The following is a 16,569-nucleotide window of genomic DNA, read 5'->3' as shown; positions in this document are numbered from 1 at the left end:
TTTGAGTTAATTTCATTATCTAATCTATAGAAGGTTTAGTTTGTGATATATATCACAAAAACAGTTTGAAATTATGAATATTTTATTAAAGTGTAAGATTTTTTGGTTGGTATCGTCTAATAAGTAATCCAGACAGAAAGTGGGGGCGTGAGATGGATGATGATCTAATTATAAAATGGTTTGATCAATATGCTGATGATATTTATCGATTTTTAGTCTTTCGCTTAGGTACACCAGATGTTGAAGATCTGGTTCAAGACGTATTCATTAAAGCAATTAATCACCATCAGTCATTTCGTGGTGATGCGAACCCTAAAACATGGCTTATTAGCATTGCCCGTAACTTAGCTACAGATCAAATGCGTAAAAACAAAGTAAGGGATTGGCGACGATTGATAGATGAGGAAGATTATCAGCCGAAAACAGTGGATTCGCCCGAGACAGTCGTAGAGAATACTGAATTACGAGTTTATGTTCGAGAATTAATCAATCAATTAAAGCCGAATTATCGAGATGTTGTCTTTTTACGCGGTATCGAAGAATTCACCGTTGCAGAAACCGCACAAGTATTAGGATGGTCGGAAAATAAGGTGAGCACCACTTATCATCGTGCGATTAAAGCACTTCAGCGTAAAGGAGGGGTTGCTTTTGAGTCAGAATCATGATGAATTAGATGTTTTGAAAGAAGAGTCGAGGGAATGGAAAATGGATCAACAAAAAAAACAACAGATGCGTCAAACGATTCAACAATATGCTCAGAAAAAACAAAAGCGTCAAAAACGACAACGTTGGATGGTGGCTGGCACGAGTGTCGCAGCCGTAGCATTATTTGCTTTTGTGACTTTGGGGATAATGAACGACGGTGATGATGGTCAGCAAAATATGGCTCCAGATCATAGCGCTGAAGAGGCGGAAACGAAAATATTACCTGAAGAAATCGCCGAGGCAGCAGAAATTGAAGGGGAAAGTGGAAATTATACGATTACCGGACCAGTTGGTGAAGGGTATGAAGCGATTAGTCATTCAATTGATATAGAGGGAAGCACACCTCCAGACTTTTCTGAAGTTACGATGGATGACTCCTTTATAATTAATGTCTCAATACCAGAATCTGATTTGCCAACTACAGGTGAGGTTTATTGGCATGTATCAAATGGTACTGATTCAGTTACGAAGGTCATTGATCAATTAGAAGCACCACCATCTACAAAGGAAACGTTGTCACTCGAAGAAGTTTCGGTTGGTGAAGGAACAATCGTCGTTGAAGGTACTGAGGAACAAACAGAGATAACAACCTTTGCATTAGATCCGTACGGTATCACATATCAAATGGATGAATGGCTTGCGCCTTATAACATAGAAGATGGGGTGGTCACTCATCATAATAATGCGGAATCAGTTGATGTAGCGATTAACCTTCAAGTATTTACCGATATGACTGTTAATGAAGCGGTGAATCAATTGTCAGTTGATGAAGGTGAATTTGAAGGGGAAGAGAATTTGGCGAATTACGACACGTCGATTGAAGGCAAGCGCTATTACCGTTCTGGCGAAGGGTATGTTGCAGGAGAACTGGGGGAAAACGTCGTCGTGATCGATTATCATTACCCTATGGCAGCAGGCGATGGGTTCTGGCCACGATTTGAACTACTTCTTGAAACAATTGAAAACGAATCTTAATCGAAGTATGGAAGCCTTATTGGTACAATAGAGACTAATAAGGCTTTTTTATGTGGGTGAGGTGAAACTGTGTTTGATTCATTATTAGCTTTAAAGAAAGGTGATCCATATCAAAGACGTGCTTATAAGGCAATTCAAAAGGTTAACGTTTTAGATGAATTCGTATCCTACGATCCGATTGTTTGTGGGACGATTCCATTGAATATCCATGACGAAGATTCTGATCTTGATATTATTTTTTATGTACATGATCTCGATGATTTTGCTAGACGGTTAAGTGAGGCTTATCAGTCATTTAAGTCATTTTCACTCAAAACAATTGAAGTCAACGGGTCAGCTGTCGTTAAAGCTAATTTCTATGCGTATGGCTTTGAATTTGAATTGTTTGGTATGAATCAACCAACCAATAGGCAAAATGCATATTTACATATGATGGTTGAAGCACACATATTGATGGATCATCCAGAGTTTATGGAGGATGTACGTCATTTAAAAAGGGAAGGATTCACAACCGAAGTGGCGTTTTGTGAATGCCTAGGACTGGATTATCAAAATCCTTTCGAGCGATTAATGGATTATGGAGAGGAACATAACTATATTTAAGAGGGTGTATAAGGTGAAAAAGAATATTTGGCATATTCAAGCAAAAGAACAATGGAACGAACGTGCGAATTTCTGGCACGCTAGAAGTCAATCCATGTGGGAAGAAGGAAGCCGACGTAACATTATCCCATTTTTTAATCAGTTCGTGCCGAAGCAAAGTGCAGTCCTAGATTTAGGTTGTGGTGATGGCTACGGCTCTTATAAGTTGTGGCAGTTAGACTATAAGGTAACAGGCGTTGATTTATCGGATGATATGATTGACTTATGTCGTGACCGTTTGACTGAGGATATGACTCATTTAAATTTTCAACAAGCTGATATGGCTCATTTACCATTTGAGAACAATACGTTTGATAGTGTGCTTGCTATTAATTCACTGGAGTGGACTGAAAAGCCATCTGAGACGTTTCGAGAAATAGGGCGAGTCGTTAAACCTGGAGGCTATTTGTGTTTTGGCATCTTAGGCCCTACAGCAGGACCTAGAGCTAATAGTTTTGAGCGGTTATACGGCGAGGATGTCATTATGAATACCATGATGCCATGGGAATTTGAGCAATTAGCTGAGTGTGAGGGTTATCATATTATTGGTTCAGAAGGAATTTATAAGGAAGCTGTGTCAGATCACATCCTTGGGCAATTACCGAAAAATTTAAAGCAGAGTTTAACATTTATGTGGTTAACGATGTTACAGAAACAATAAAACTCGATTGCTTTACCCGTTTATAAGTCACCAATATATTGTACAGAACGGATGTGTGTTTTGGATAATTCAATTACTTCATGGATGAAATCATCTTGGCTTTCTTGAAACCCACCTTGAATCCAACTCTGAATCAGGCCGTAGAATCCCAATGCAATATAATGTTTAAAGTAATCCATATTAACAGGTTGATCACCGATTGTTTCGAAAGCAAAATAGTTTTTATAAATGTCTAAGAATTTATTAGGAAGACTGCGGTGAAGACCAGGCAGTGTATCGTCATAGTTAATTAAGTCAAAATAAAATCGTTGCTGATAGACATAAGAAATGATTTCGAAATGTGATGTGTTCAGTTTTTCCGTGTTAATCGTTCGACGTCTTTTATATGGAAGTTGCACTGCTTCTTCTAATCCATGTAATAATTCATGTTGTAAATCATCTGCCATTTCGAATTTATCATGATAATGCACATAAAACGTACTACGATTATATTGCGCTTGTTCGACTAGATCTTTGACGGTGATTGAATAGAAACCTTGTTCTTTAATGAGTTCGGTTAAGGCTAGTTTGAAATGATTTTTAGTTCGGTTTTGTCGAACAGATTCTTCGTACATGATAATCCTCCTTTTATTTAGACAAATTGTTTTGATCTGTCTAAACAATAGACAAATGTTAAAAGATCAATGATTGTATGATTGTTCAAGCGTTGTATACTTTAATTATAAACGAACATTAAGCGACATGACATAGTCTAGTACTATGAAATTTTAGTTGTTTGATGTAAGCGTTTACCCCAAGAATTGATGTATATTAAGGAGGTTTGATCATGCAAAATCGTTTTGACGATCAAGTTGTGTTGATTACGGGAGCAGGTTCTGGCTTAGGACAGGCTGCAGCGATTCAAGTAGCGAAGGAAGGAGCTAGTCTTTCGTTAGTTGATCTTAATCAAGAGGCGTTAGATGAAACAAAAGCGAAAATTCAAGAAGTAGCGCCATCAGCTGAAGTGTTAGTTATTAAGGCAGATGTATCAAATGAAGATGAAGTAAAGAAGTATGTTAATCAAACAGTAGAAACATTTAAACAAATTGATGGATTCTTTAATAATGCAGGAATTGAAGGGAAGCAAAACCTAACTCAGGATTACGGTTCTGATGAATTTGAGAAAGTTGTTAATATCAACTTGAACGGTGTTTTCTATGGCATGAAATATGTATTAGAAGTGATGAAGACACAAGGAACTGGTTCAATTGTTAACACAGCCTCAGTTGGAGGTATTCGTGGTGTAGGTAATCAATCTGGTTATGCTGCAAGTAAACATGGTGTTGTAGGCTTAACGAAGAATTCTGGTATTGAGTATGGTCAATACGGCGTAAGCATTAAAGCCATTGCACCTGGTGCGATTATGACACCAATGGTTGAAGGATCACTCAAACAAATTGATCCGGATAACTGGGAAAAAATTGGCGAGCAATTTGTTGAGCCTAACCCAATGAAACGGTTTGGTAAACCAGAGGAAGTGGGTTATCTAGTGGCTTTCCTACTCTCTAATCAGGCTAACTTTATTAATGCTTCAGTCATTCCAATTGACGGTGGACAGTCTTATCAATATTAATAAAAAAGGGCTACTCCGAAGTTTCGGAGTAGCCCTTTTTATTAATTAAATCTGAACGTTAACTTCAGTATCTTCTTTTAAGTCATCAATTAACGCTTGTTGTTGTTCACTTTGTTTTTGTTGTTTTACTTGTGATTCTAGATCACTACGCATATTTTCTAAACTTTCTGCTTCTTGATTTGCTTGTTCCATTTGTGATTTGTAATCTTCATATGCTTGCTCGATGTCTTCATCTGAAACACTTGGTTCTTCCATGTTTTCATCTAAATAGTTTTGAATTAACATGGATGAACGAATTTGATCTTGGACCTCTTCTTCGCTCATGCCAAGTTGCTCGTATACAGCATCTTCAGATTCAAGCTCGTTTTGTTCTTGCATGGTACTAATTTGTGAGTCTACTTCTTCAGTCACTTCTTCTTCAGAAGGCTCAAGACCAGCATCAAGTGCTGCTAGTTCAATTACTTTTGAGTTAACGACTTGATCCATAGCTGCTTCGCGAATAGCACCTGCATTTTGACTAGGATCTTGTCCCATCATTTGATATTGCTGACTAAGGGTTTGTTCAGCTTGGAGTAGGCGAGAACCTAAAATGTCTTCACCGCCAACAGTTGCAACGACTTCATCTTCACCTACATCTGAAACAGATTCACCTGAGGATTCAGAGTCACCTTCGCCGTTAGATGATTCTTCACTGCTACCATCTTCGCTATTGCCACCTTCTTCACTGTTACCTTCTTCTTCTGATGTACCTTCGTCTCCTGAGTTTCCTGAATCGCCTTCATCGTTATTATCACCGCCACAAGCAACCATTACACTTGCGAGAATCGCTAATACGAAGAGTAAAAGCGTCTTTTTCATGTTAATACACATCCTTTGCTGTTAATAAAATGTTTCGTTAATGAATTGTAGCAGAGGCTTTAGACTAGTACAAGCCAAAACCCTGCTTGAAAATAAAATGTAATATGATTGTTATAAAGTGTTATTAGCGTTTATTTTATAGGGTGTTATAAAAAGATTTTTCATTTTGAAGTGTTTGGGGTTGCAATTTAGTTCAGAAGTGTGTAAAGTAAGAGTTGAGCAAATGATTGATATCGATGATTACTGAAAGGCCTCTCTTAATTGATGTCGAAAGTAACGAGATTCAATTTTTGTCAACACAATTAAGGAGGTCATTATATATGACAGGTACAGTTAAATGGTTTAACTCAGAAAAAGGTTTCGGATTTATTGAGCGTCAAGACGGTGACGATGTATTCGTACACTTCTCAGCAATCCAAGCTGAAGGTTTCAAAACACTAGAAGACGGTCAAACAGTTGAATTCGAAATCGTTGAAGGCGACCGTGGACCACAAGCAGCAAACGTTGTTGCTCAGTAATAAACTGATTATAAAAAGTGTGTAGCTAAGGCTACACACTTTTTTTGTATCTTCTAGGGCTTATATAAACCTCTCCATGTACATAAGTTTTTATGGCTGTATTTCAGGGTAATGGTTAACTATCAACATATGATTGATGAGGAGGTACAAGTTATGCGTGATACTTTTAAAAAAGGGTTATCATTAGGATTGGGTTTAGCGCAAGCAAGTAAGGAGCAAGTGGATAAAGTATTAGATGAAATGTATGATAAAGGTGAATTATCTAAATCAGAGTTAACCAATTTATTAAATGAAGTTCGCCAAAAAGGTGAGCAACGGCAAGAAGAGATGGATCAAAAAGTTCATGAATTAGTTAAGTCTTATTTACATGAATTAAACATCCCAACACGTGAAGATTATGATGAATTAGAAAAACGTATTGCTGAATTAGAAGCGAAACATGATACGAACGATCAGTCCTAATTAATAGTGATGGAGGCATTACCATGATTGGTAAACGAATGAAGCACATGCGGCGGTATAGAGAAATAGCAGCAGCACTAGCAAGGAATGGTTTTGGATATTTCGTGAAAGAAGTTGGGCTTGACCAAGTGTTTTCCTTACCGCGTCGAGTGTATGTGAATCAACGTCACAGTGAAACATCCCAACAATTAGGCAGACGATTACGCTCATTCTTAGAAGAGTTAGGCCCGACTTTTATTAAGGTTGGTCAAATTGCTAGTATGCGACCTGATTTATTGCCTAAAGATGTCATTCGCGAATTGTCTTTTTTACAAGATGAACTTGAGCCATTTTCATTCGAAGATGTTCAAATAATGGTAGAGCAAGATTTTGGGGAACGTGTTGAGACGTTATTTGATGAATTCAACCCTGAACCAATTGGTGTGGCTTCTATTGGTCAAGTACATGAAGCGACTTTGCCAAGTGGCCAACGTGTTGCGGTTAAGGTTCGCAGGCCAGGCGTGTTTGAACAAATACATACAGACCTTGAAATTCTAGAAGAGTTAGCGAAACGTGCTGAACGTCGTTTTGATTGGGCCGGGCAATATCAAGTCACAGGTGTGTTAGAAGAATTTAAGAGTGCTATTATTGATGAACTCAATTATGAAACAGAAGGTCTGAATGCTGATTTAATGCGCAAACAATTCGAGGAATGGGACTCGATTAAAATTCCTGAGATCTATTGGGATTACTCCTCTAAGCGTGTGTTAACTATGGAATTTGTAGAGGGGTATAAACTGAATCAAGTTGATGTGATGAAAGAAGCGAATTTTGACCTTGATACGATTGCAGAGAATATGATTCAAGCACTTTATCATCAAATCTTTAAAGATGGACTGTTTCATGCCGACCCTCATCAAGGAAACTTCTTTATAACTGAAGATCAAAAAATTGCCTTAATGGATTTTGGATTAGTTGGAAGGTTGTCTCGTGACATGAAATCCAGATTGGCCTCATTAGTCATTGCAATTGTGCGACAAGATGCCAATAAAATTGTGAAGACCATTAAGAAACTAGGAATAGCGCCAGATCATCTGGATGAATCCTCGCTACGAAGAGATATAGATCAGCTAGTGATTAAGTATTATGATGTCCCATTAAAGGACCTCAGCATTGGTGAATCAATTACGGATATGTATCAGATTGCACAGCATCATCAAATCTATATTCATCCTGATTTATCATTGGTAGGTAAGACGATGTTCACGATGGAATCGGTCATTGAAACGCTAGCACCTGATTTGGATATATTTGCAATTGCTGAACCATACGGGCGAGATTTAATCCGCCAAAAATATAACCCGAAACGAACAGCTGAGAAAATATTTGATCAATTAGGTGAATATGGGGAGGCTGTCGAAGATTTACCAGAAGTCTTACAAGAAATTAATGCCATAGCAAAAAAACGTAAAGTTCCAATCGAGATCAATTTCTCGAAAGCAGATACATTTATGCGGAAATTAGATCAAGTAAGCAATCGGTTATCATTCAGTATTGTGCTATTAGCGTTCAGTTTAATAATGGTTGGTTTGATGATTGGTTCTGCATTAAACGAACAACATTCTATGGTGTGGAGCATTCCGGCGATTGAAATTGGGTTTATTATAGCATTATTAATGTTTCTCTGGATGTTGTATTCAATTATGAGGTCAGGTAGGTTTTAGGTGAATATAGGAATGTTGATGGCAGCGTACGGTCGCGTTCGCTGCCATTTTTTATTGGAGTAACCTAACCTTAATGATGGAAGGTCGATAGGAGTTGGATTAGTTAATGTAACGAATTTTGTCGAAATATCATAGTCATTTCGTCATAACTGTATTAAAATATGGATAGATGTTACATGAAACGGTGAGGAATTTCAGATGGGTTTATTAGACTATAATTTGATCACGACGGTTACCATCAATGGTACATACAGTCAGTTTTTGGTAATCTTATCGATTCTAATTGCAATTATTGCCTCTTATGCAGCGCTGTCTTTGAATGAGCGTTTATATCATAGTGGTTTAATTCACCCTTATTTTTGGGTTGGATTAGCCTCGTTGACGATGGGGGCTGGTATTTGGTCCATGCATTTTATTGCCATGAGTGCTTATCAATTAGGCGTGCCCATGACGTATGATCCTATATTAACCATTTTGTCCGTTTTGCCAGCGATTTTTGCTGCATTATTAGCCTTTTGGATGGTTTATTATCGTAAGCGTAAATACTTACATATGTGGATTGCTGCTATGATTATGGGAATAGGTATTGCATCTATGCATTACTTAGGTATGGATGCAATGAGAATACCTAATGTTACCATAGACTATCATGCTGGCTATGTATTGCTCTCAATCTTACTAGCGGTGGTTATTTCATTAATTGCGCTTCTCATATTGATTAACCAACCTGAACGCATGAAATTGCATAATAAAGTGGCGATAGCCAGTCTATTAGGTTTGGGCGTGTCTAGCATGCACTACACGGGAATGTACGCGACATCCTTTGAGGCAGATCCTGTAGTTCTAGAGGCGGAAGGGACACATGAGTTGTTCGAAATTCTTATCGCAAGTGTTGTAGTTGGGGTTTTGGCAATCGTCTTTTTCTCAATATTCAGCACCATGTTCGATCGTCAATTAAAACGGCGACTAGAATTGTATGATCCATTGACCAATCTACCTAATCGAAAAGTTTTCAATCAACAGATGGGTCAATTTAAGAATATGAATGAGGTTGGAGTTGCAGTTATTCATCTACATGACCTCGATACGATTAATAATAAGTATAGTTATCAACAAGGTGATGAAACGATTAAAGTACTAGTTGATTTTATTAAACAGGCTTATCGGAAGTCTCTTTCTAGGCGTGAATTCTTAATTTATCGGATTAGTAATCAAAAAATCGGTGTCATTGCTTGCGAATTTACGATATCAAAAAAATTAGGAGCTTTCTCTAAAGACTTAATTAAGCGATGTCAAAGTGAGACTATTGCAGGACTTAACGTCAGTGTAGCTTTAGCTTCCAAGCCAAAAACAACGAAAAATACGATGGAAATAGTTGATCAAGCTTATGCGGTTATAAATACAAAGGGTTTTGAATTGATTAATGATTATGCGTTCTATCAAGGTACGACACATAGTGAAGGGCTTCGAGAGAAACTATTGGAGCGAATACGTTTAATTGAGTATGACGAGGAATTAGTAGTGAGGTATCAACCTAAAATTGCAAATCATAGTCACGAATTTATTGGAGTTGAAGCATTGATTCGGTGGAATGATCGACAGCTTGGCTTTATTTCTCCAGGACAATTTATCCCGATTGCAGAAAAAACAGGTGATATTCATCCCATTACACTCTGGTTAATCGAACGTGTTTGTAAACAAATCAAGGAATGGCAGTGGGCAGGATTTGATGTCGGTCAAGTGGCCATTAATTTATCTAACCGGACACTTATAGAAGACACCTTTGTAGCCGATGTTGAAAATATTATTGAGAAATATCAGATTAATCCAAGTTTATTAGAATTTGAAATCACGGAATCAAGCATTATTGAAGAAGAGAAAGTCGCACTCACGACGATAGAAAGCCTACGTGAATTAGGAGCAACGATAGCTTTAGATGATTTTGGAACAGGTTTTTCATCCTTAACTTATTTGCGAAACCTCCCGATTGATAAGATGAAAATAGATAAGTCATTCTTAGAAGGAATTGTAGAAGATAAGCTAGCTCAACAGTTTTTAACAGATGTGATTAATCTCGGTTCAACTTTATCTCTTGGTGTTGTCATAGAAGGTGTCGAACAAATAGAGGAGCTTGATATTATTGGGCAGACCTCTGCAGATGAAATTCAAGGTTTCTATTTTGGAAAACCGATCTCAGCCCATGAGTTGCTGGACTGGAATGCTTCCTATCAAGAAAAATTATTAAATTAATATAATGTTGTATGCATGAACATTTGATTTTTCGGGTATAGATTAGATAGACTTTATATAAAGGAGTGTTTAAATATGAGTCATTTATTTACAACAAAAGCAACAGCACAAGGCGGTCGTGGTGGTCACGTTAAGTCAGAAGATGGCGTTATTGATTTAAACGTGGTTATGCCGACAGAGAATACGGATGAAACAGGGACAAACCCTGAACAATTATTCGCAGCGGGTTATGCAGCATGCTATGACGGTGCTCTTAACTTAGTTGCTAAGAATCAAAAGAAAGATATTGAATCAACAACACACGGTGAAGTCAGTTTCATGAAAGATGATTCTGATGGTGGCTTCAAAGTTGGTGTAAAATTGATTTCTGAAATTAGTGGCGTTTCACAAGATGAAGCGGACGAATTGATGAAAGAAGCGCATAAAGTTTGTCCATACTCTAAGGCAACGCGTAATAACATTGATGTAGAGTTAGAAGCGGTTGTTAAATAAGATGATGTAATGAAAAGGTCTGTGGCGATTTGAGCCACAGACCTTTTTTTGAATCAAGGACCTCAGAAATTGAATCAAGCTTCTAGAAAGTTGAATCAATCCCCTTTAAAAGTAAATTAAGTCACACGAATTATAACTAGCATATAAATAAAACCAGTTAAGGAATCAGTTCCTCAACTGGTTATATGCATTAGTATTCTAAAATCTTAATTTGAACTTGTCTTCTTCCAAATCTGTTCGCATCTGCTTCATTTGCCATAAACACATCGATGCGATTACCCTTAATCGCTCCACCTGTATCTCCTGCTATAGCTGTACCATAGCCTTCAACCCAGACGGTAGCACCTAATGGAATGACGTTCGGATCAACGGCAATGACTTTTTGATTTGGGTTAGCGCGTAGGTCTATACCTGTTTTTGTTGTACCACTGCACCCATCACAATAAGCTGTATAAGCAGTTGCTTCCATATACATTGTTTCTTTCACGTCATTGGATTCACTGACATGTTGAACTTCACCAGAATTATCTTGTTGCTTTGTTTCTTGTTCTTGATTATTAGTTTGGTTTGATTCTTGAGATTGTTGCTCATTGTTTTGAGTTGAATCTTGTTCTTGATCTGCTTGATTACTAGATTGATTGTTAGCTACTTTTGTTTTAGATTCCGATTTCACAACGGTAATGTCCTCTTTTTCTGAGAGATGTGTTGAGATGGCTTGGTAGCTATTTGAGCTTACCTTAGATGAATCAGTTTCTTCTGTGTTTTCTGCATCTGTATCTTGACTTGAATTAGTGTTTTTTATATTAGAATCAAATGCTACTAATAGAGTGGCGATCAGGATTCCTGCACCAAACATTAGTAAAATAGTTTTATTCATGATCATACCTCCGTAAAATGAACAAATTGACAATAGGACTTTGGTTTTCTTTTTTGAGCCCGAGGGGTAGTATAACAGTTATAAGTAACAGGTCAATCACAGTGCTTGTACAAATGTGTAACAGTTTAATGACACTTCTGAAAAGAATCTAAAAATTTTTAACAGACAGACTAAAAGCACTATTGCATTAATTTGAAAAGGGCATCACAAAGGGTTAAAATATAGTAAGTATGTGTGGATCATAAAAGGATTGAAGTATATCGTTCTTTTTAATCCTTTCCTTATTAAATATAGTTTAGTTCCTAACGGGAGGGATATAAGTGAAAGTTGTATTGTTGAACGGAACAATGGTTGGCTCAAAGACAAAGACACTTTTATTAGAAGCAAATAAACATTTAAAAAATATATCAAATGAAATTGAAATTGAATCTATAGATTTAGAACAATATCCTGTTGATTTTGCAGACGGGCGGGGATTAGAAGACTATTCCGAAGTGACACAATCGTTGATTCAAAAATTGGAAGAAGCAGATGGTTTCATCGTGGCGACACCTATTTTCCAAGGGTCCATTCCAGGTTCGCTAAAAAATGCTCTCGATCTTGTATCACCCCAATCAATGCGCTATAAACCCGTTGCACTTATGGCGAATGGTGGTACTGTGCAACACCATTTAGTGATTGAGAATCAACTGAAACCTGTTTTTGATTATTTCAAATGCTTAATTACACCCAATTATGTCTATACCGATTCGTCTCAATTCTCCCATACGAACGAATTAATTGCGGAAGGTGTTAAACATCGTATTTATGAAATGGCTCGTGTGTTTTCACATTATTTACCAATGAGTCAGGCGATTAAGGAAGGCGACCATTTATACTCTTAAGCTAAAATTTATATAAAGATTTCCTATAAAACTCTCAACAGTACAGGTCCTAACCTGTACTTTTTTAATGGTGTCAACATTCATGTTGTCAAAAGTGCTTTAAGAGAAGATTGTGAAGCCAATGAAAACGCTTTACCATAGATATTAGCAATCATATTAGATTCAATTAAATCATTTTTAGTAAGTAACTTAAGGAGGAAAAAGTATGGCACAAAATAGTGTGCGCGAAAAAGTTCAACGTTTCGGAAGCTATTTAAGTGGCATGATTATGCCGAACATTGCAGCTTTTATTGCATGGGGCTTAATCACGGCGTTATTCATTCCAGACGGTTGGATTCCGAATGAATCATTGGCTCAGCTTGTAGGACCGATGATCACCTATTTATTACCGCTTTTAATTGGTTATACTGGCGGTAAAATGATACACGGTGGCCGAGGTGGTGTCGTTGGTGCAACAGCGACAATTGGTGCTGTTGTGGGTACAGACATTACCATGCTCTTAGGCGCTATGATTCTAGGTCCACTCGGTGGTTATATCACCCGTAAAATGGACGAGGCGTTTCAACATCATATTCGTTCAGGGTTTGAAATGCTTTATAATAACTTCTCAGCTGGTATCTTAGGTGCAATATTAGCAGGATTGGCACTGAAAGTCTTTGGCCCATTAGTTTCTGCATTAAACCAAGTGTTAGCATCAGGCGTTGAAGTATTAGTGAACGCTGGGCTGTTACCGTTAGCTAATATCATCATTGAACCGGCCAAAGTCCTGTTCCTAAACAATGCCATCAACCATGGTATTTTAAGTCCATTAGGGTTAGAAGAATCATCTGAAACAGGCAAATCTATTCTCTTCTTATTAGAGACGAACCCAGGCCCTGGTTTAGGTGTCTTACTAGCGTTTGTCGTGTTTGGAACTGGAATGGCGAGAAGTTCAGCCTCTGGCGCTACTGTCATCCAATTCTTTGGTGGTATTCATGAAATCTATTTCCCTTATATTCTAATGAAACCTTCCTTGTTATTAGCAATAATAGCTGGTGGTGTAAGTGGTGTGTTCACCTTTAGTATCATGGACGTTGGTTTAACAGCAACTCCATCCCCAGGTAGTATATTTGCTCTTATGGCGATGACTCCAAGAGGTGATCATATAGGTATCTTATTAGGTGTGATTGTAGCGGCGGCTGTTTCATTCTTAATTGCTTCTATTATTCTGAAATCCAGTAAGACTGATGACACTGAAGAGTTAGAGAATGCAACTAACCAAATGGAATCACTTAAAGGTAAAGAGAGCTCTGTTTCTGGACAGTTAAAACAAAATCAACAATCAGAACAATCTGATGAAACAAACGAAGAACATCATGCCGAAGTGGAGCCTGAAGAAATGCCTGAGAATATCAATAAAGTGATCTTCGCATGTGACGCTGGTATGGGCTCAAGTGCCATGGGTGCTTCACTCTTAAAAGACAAGTTCCAAAAATCTGGTATCGAAGGTATTGAGGTAAACAATACAGCAATTAACGAATTGCCAGGTGATGCTGATATTATTATCACGCATAAAGACCTTACAGATCGTGCTAGAACGAAAATGCCAAGTGCTTATCATGTTTCAGTGGAAAACTTCTTAAACAGTCCTAAATATGATGAGTTAGTTGAAACAATTAAAAACAAATAATTCAGCTGCAAAATCGTGGGATAGCCTTTCTAGAGTGACTTCCGCGATTTTTGTATGAGTATTAAAAAATTTAAGTTGTTTAGTTATGGCAACATTGATTATGTCTAAATAGCAAGAAGATTGAATTGCTTTGGCAGTTTTAGGGTAGTTACAATAATAGTGGGCATTTAGATGAAATGTCAGAAGGGGGTGTGAATCAGTGTACATTTCTGGTCGTGAGCGTAAATTAATTGAGACACTCTTATCTTACGATGAACCAATTCCTGTTAATCGGTTGTCAGAGGAATTAGATGTTAGCGTCAGAACAGTTCATCGTGATTTAAATAATCTTGAATCCATCATTCAAGATTATCACTTAACGATTCATAAGAAATCAGGTGTGGGAGTTGAATTATCAGGAGATGAACATAATCAAGAACAGTTGAAGCATGCGATTTTACAACTCGAGCACACTGATTACACACCCGAAGAACGACAATCCATTATATTAACGACACTATTAGAAGCTCAAGACCCGATTAAATTGTATGCTTTGGCGAATGAACTACAGGTAACCATTGCGACGGTTAGTCATGACCTCGATTATTTACAGCCCCTTTTAGAGCAATACGAGTTAAGTTTAATTCGAAAACGTGGTTATGGGGTGAAGATTGATGGTGAAGAAAAACAAAAGCGCTCAGCGATGAGTTATCTTATTTCTAAACACGTAGATGAATCAGAGCTTATTCATTTGTTGAGTAAAAATATAGAGCATGATTCGAAACAGATGAATTCAATTTCGCATCGTCTTCTTGATTTAGTTGAACATGATAAACTATCTCGGGTCAAAGAAGCGGTCAATCAGGCGAATGCTGACTTACCTTATGAACTTGCAGATAATGCCTATATTGGACTGATTGTTCATTTAACATTGGCCATGGAACGTTTGCAGAAGGGTGAAACGATTCAATTTGATCAGGCGTATTTGGCTGATTTAGAAGATTCAACCGAGTTTCAAATAGCTCAAAAGATGATAGAAAAGTTAGAGAAGGCGTTTGATATGACCATTCCGCGAGATGAGATTGGTTATATTACGATGCACCTGCTCGGGGCGAAGTTACGTTATGATCATGACTATTTATTAGAAGAATCTTCACTTGATATGGCTTTTAAAGCCAAAGAATTAATTGATTTCGTTAATCGTAGAATGGAGCGGTTTGTATTTGAACAAGATCAGATTTTAAATGATTTAGTGGCTCATTTAAAACCAGCTGTTTTCCGATTATCGCAAGGGATGAATATTAAAAATCCCTTAGCATCACAAATTGAAACTGACCACCCTGTCTTATTCGAGATCATCGAAGAAGGTGTTCATCACGTATTTCCTCAATTAACTTTCCCGAAAGAAGAGGTAGCTTACTTGGTATTACACTTTGCCTCGACGATGTTAAAGATGGAAGAGGATTTACGCTTTAATGTGTTAGTTGTTTGTTCGAGTGGTATAGGCACCTCGAAAATGTTAGCTACTAAAATTAATCAACATTTTTCGGAGATCAGCTCAGTTGACCATGGTTCTTTGTTTGATATCGAACGCTTAGACTTAGAGAAGTATGATTTTATGGTATCAACTGTCCCCATTCAAAACATGTCTAATGAGTATGTGCTGGTATCACCTATGTTAGATCAAAATGACATTCGTGAGATTAATCGTTTTATCCATAAACAACGGGTGAGTCGAAATGTAGGAAAAACGAATCGGAGCGAAGATAGTTCAACTCATGATGTTGACGTGAAGGCGTCACAACCAAATCATCCACTACCTATAATTGATGATGTTTCGGTTCATCCAATTAAGAAGAATTTAAGTTTAGAACAAACGGTAAGGACCATCTGTGAAGTATTGCTTAATCATGATGTAATCCGCGATGATCAAGTTGTTTCAGATCAGTTGTTAAAACGATTAGATAGTGGTGGGGTTGGAATCCCTAACACGTCTTTGGCTTTATTTCATACGCGGAATCGTGAGGTTGTGAAGCCTTCATTAACGATTTACCCTTTAAAGACTCCCATTAAAGTGAGGGGAATGGATGATCAATGGATGGAAATGAGGCACATGATGGTTATGATCTCGCCAGAATCCGTTGATCAACATGAATTAGAAGTTTTAAGTTCGATTAGTGAATTACTCGTTAAAGATGATCAGGCGATTTCGATTTTCGAGTCTCAACAGGAAGAAACAATCAAGGCTTATTTAGCGTCGCAATTGACTTAAGTGAGTCTTA

16 protein-coding genes are annotated in these 16,569 nt (G+C 37.5%); 13 read left to right on the top strand and 3 right to left on the bottom strand.

Annotation, left to right across the window (positions count from 1 at the left end; all coding sequences use genetic code 11):
* The first annotated feature begins 152 nt into the window (after positions 1-152).
* The 4 genes from J2S77_RS06180 to J2S77_RS06165 all read left to right on the top strand — a co-directional run bounded on the left by J2S77_RS06180 (position 153) and on the right by J2S77_RS06165 (position 2,983).
* Positions 153-665, top strand: a complete 513-nt coding sequence (locus J2S77_RS06180; RefSeq protein ID WP_306975632.1) for an RNA polymerase sigma factor — start codon at positions 153-155, stop codon at positions 663-665.
* Positions 649-1,680, top strand: coding sequence for a hypothetical protein (locus J2S77_RS06175; protein ID WP_306975630.1), 1,032 nt, complete (start codon positions 649-651; stop codon positions 1,678-1,680). The genes J2S77_RS06180 and J2S77_RS06175 overlap by 17 nt, the downstream gene beginning before the upstream one ends.
* A gap of 69 nt (positions 1,681-1,749) precedes the next feature.
* Positions 1,750-2,283, top strand: coding sequence for a DUF4269 domain-containing protein (locus tag J2S77_RS06170; RefSeq protein ID WP_306975628.1), 534 nt, complete (start codon positions 1,750-1,752; stop codon positions 2,281-2,283).
* On the top strand, positions 2,258-2,983 hold the full coding sequence (locus J2S77_RS06165) for a class I SAM-dependent methyltransferase (RefSeq protein WP_306975626.1): 726 nt from the start codon (positions 2,258-2,260) through the stop codon (positions 2,981-2,983). The genes J2S77_RS06170 and J2S77_RS06165 overlap by 26 nt, the downstream gene beginning before the upstream one ends.
* A gap of 20 nt (positions 2,984-3,003) precedes the next feature.
* Here the strand turns inward: J2S77_RS06165 and J2S77_RS06160 are convergent, their stop codons facing one another.
* Positions 3,004-3,597, bottom strand: coding sequence for a TetR/AcrR family transcriptional regulator (locus tag J2S77_RS06160; RefSeq protein ID WP_306975624.1), 594 nt, complete (start codon positions 3,595-3,597; stop codon positions 3,004-3,006).
* Between the two features lie 212 nt (positions 3,598-3,809).
* Here J2S77_RS06160 and J2S77_RS06155 point away from each other — a divergent pair, with 212 nt between their 5' ends.
* Positions 3,810-4,595 (top strand): SDR family oxidoreductase, encoded by a 786-nt coding sequence (locus J2S77_RS06155; RefSeq protein ID WP_306975622.1) that lies wholly within the window; start codon positions 3,810-3,812, stop codon positions 4,593-4,595.
* Between the two features lie 45 nt (positions 4,596-4,640).
* On the opposite strand, the gene J2S77_RS06150 is transcribed toward J2S77_RS06155, so the two are convergent.
* Entirely contained in the window at positions 4,641-5,453 is an 813-nt protein-coding gene (locus J2S77_RS06150) for a SurA N-terminal domain-containing protein (RefSeq protein WP_306975621.1), read from the bottom strand.
* A gap of 320 nt (positions 5,454-5,773) precedes the next feature.
* On the opposite strand from J2S77_RS06150, the gene J2S77_RS06145 reads away from it, so the two are divergent.
* The 5 genes from J2S77_RS06145 to J2S77_RS06125 all read left to right on the top strand — a co-directional run bounded on the left by J2S77_RS06145 (position 5,774) and on the right by J2S77_RS06125 (position 10,878).
* Complete coding sequence (locus tag J2S77_RS06145; protein WP_167262104.1) at positions 5,774-5,971, top strand: cold shock domain-containing protein; 198 nt, start codon at positions 5,774-5,776, stop codon at positions 5,969-5,971.
* Positions 5,972-6,124: 153 nt separating this feature from the next.
* The gene (locus J2S77_RS06140) at positions 6,125-6,433 is read left to right on the top strand and encodes a phasin family protein (RefSeq protein WP_306975619.1); all 309 of its coding nucleotides are present in this window, start codon (positions 6,125-6,127) and stop codon (positions 6,431-6,433) included.
* A 23-nt stretch (positions 6,434-6,456) separates the two neighbouring features.
* On the top strand, positions 6,457-8,136 hold the full coding sequence (locus J2S77_RS06135) for an ABC1 kinase family protein (RefSeq protein ID WP_306975618.1): 1,680 nt from the start codon (positions 6,457-6,459) through the stop codon (positions 8,134-8,136).
* Positions 8,137-8,334: 198 nt separating this feature from the next.
* The gene (locus J2S77_RS06130) at positions 8,335-10,386 is read left to right on the top strand and encodes a putative bifunctional diguanylate cyclase/phosphodiesterase (RefSeq protein ID WP_306975617.1); all 2,052 of its coding nucleotides are present in this window, start codon (positions 8,335-8,337) and stop codon (positions 10,384-10,386) included.
* A 75-nt stretch (positions 10,387-10,461) separates the two neighbouring features.
* Entirely contained in the window at positions 10,462-10,878 is a 417-nt protein-coding gene (locus J2S77_RS06125) for an organic hydroperoxide resistance protein (RefSeq protein ID WP_306975615.1), read from the top strand.
* 190 nt (positions 10,879-11,068) lie between these two features.
* On the opposite strand, the gene J2S77_RS06120 is transcribed toward J2S77_RS06125, so the two are convergent.
* Positions 11,069-11,755 (bottom strand): 3D domain-containing protein, encoded by a 687-nt coding sequence (locus tag J2S77_RS06120; protein ID WP_306975613.1) that lies wholly within the window; start codon positions 11,753-11,755, stop codon positions 11,069-11,071.
* A 320-nt stretch (positions 11,756-12,075) separates the two neighbouring features.
* On the opposite strand from J2S77_RS06120, the gene J2S77_RS06115 reads away from it, so the two are divergent.
* From J2S77_RS06115 to J2S77_RS06105, 3 genes are all read left to right on the top strand, one after another.
* The gene (locus J2S77_RS06115) at positions 12,076-12,639 is read left to right on the top strand and encodes an NADPH-dependent FMN reductase (protein WP_306975612.1); all 564 of its coding nucleotides are present in this window, start codon (positions 12,076-12,078) and stop codon (positions 12,637-12,639) included.
* Positions 12,640-12,844: 205 nt separating this feature from the next.
* Positions 12,845-14,308: a PTS mannitol transporter subunit IIBC gene (locus J2S77_RS06110; RefSeq protein WP_306975610.1), complete on the top strand. Its 1,464-nt coding sequence runs from the start codon at positions 12,845-12,847 to the stop codon at positions 14,306-14,308.
* Between the two features lie 199 nt (positions 14,309-14,507).
* Complete coding sequence (locus tag J2S77_RS06105; RefSeq protein WP_306975608.1) at positions 14,508-16,559, top strand: BglG family transcription antiterminator; 2,052 nt, start codon at positions 14,508-14,510, stop codon at positions 16,557-16,559.
* Positions 16,560-16,569: the final 10 nt, after the last annotated feature.

Source organism: Alkalibacillus salilacus (assembly GCF_030812915.1).
Taxonomy (GTDB): domain Bacteria; phylum Bacillota; class Bacilli; order Bacillales; family Alkalibacillaceae; genus Alkalibacillus; species Alkalibacillus salilacus.
The sequence above is the reverse complement of the archived record's forward strand: the minus strand, read 5'-3'. Positions and strand labels throughout refer to the sequence as shown.

What these genes read in the sequence shown, in the direction of transcription:
- J2S77_RS06180 (WP_306975632.1), top strand. Translation starts at nt 153, where the DNA reads ATGGATGATGATCTAATTATAAAATGGTTTGATCAATATGCTGATGAT.
- J2S77_RS06165 (WP_306975626.1), top strand. Translation starts at nt 2,258, where the DNA reads ATGGAGAGGAACATAACTATATTTAAGAGGGTGTATAAGGTGAAAAAG.
- J2S77_RS06160 (WP_306975624.1), bottom strand. Translation starts at nt 3,597, where the DNA reads ATGTACGAAGAATCTGTTCGACAAAACCGAACTAAAAATCATTTCAAA.
- J2S77_RS06155 (WP_306975622.1), top strand. Translation starts at nt 3,810, where the DNA reads ATGCAAAATCGTTTTGACGATCAAGTTGTGTTGATTACGGGAGCAGGT.
- J2S77_RS06150 (WP_306975621.1), bottom strand. Translation starts at nt 5,453, where the DNA reads ATGAAAAAGACGCTTTTACTCTTCGTATTAGCGATTCTCGCAAGTGTA.
- J2S77_RS06145 (WP_167262104.1), top strand. Translation starts at nt 5,774, where the DNA reads ATGACAGGTACAGTTAAATGGTTTAACTCAGAAAAAGGTTTCGGATTT.
- J2S77_RS06140 (WP_306975619.1), top strand. Translation starts at nt 6,125, where the DNA reads ATGCGTGATACTTTTAAAAAAGGGTTATCATTAGGATTGGGTTTAGCG.
- J2S77_RS06135 (WP_306975618.1), top strand. Translation starts at nt 6,457, where the DNA reads ATGATTGGTAAACGAATGAAGCACATGCGGCGGTATAGAGAAATAGCA.
- J2S77_RS06130 (WP_306975617.1), top strand. Translation starts at nt 8,335, where the DNA reads ATGGGTTTATTAGACTATAATTTGATCACGACGGTTACCATCAATGGT.
- J2S77_RS06125 (WP_306975615.1), top strand. Translation starts at nt 10,462, where the DNA reads ATGAGTCATTTATTTACAACAAAAGCAACAGCACAAGGCGGTCGTGGT.
- J2S77_RS06120 (WP_306975613.1), bottom strand. Translation starts at nt 11,755, where the DNA reads ATGAATAAAACTATTTTACTAATGTTTGGTGCAGGAATCCTGATCGCC.
- J2S77_RS06110 (WP_306975610.1), top strand. Translation starts at nt 12,845, where the DNA reads ATGGCACAAAATAGTGTGCGCGAAAAAGTTCAACGTTTCGGAAGCTAT.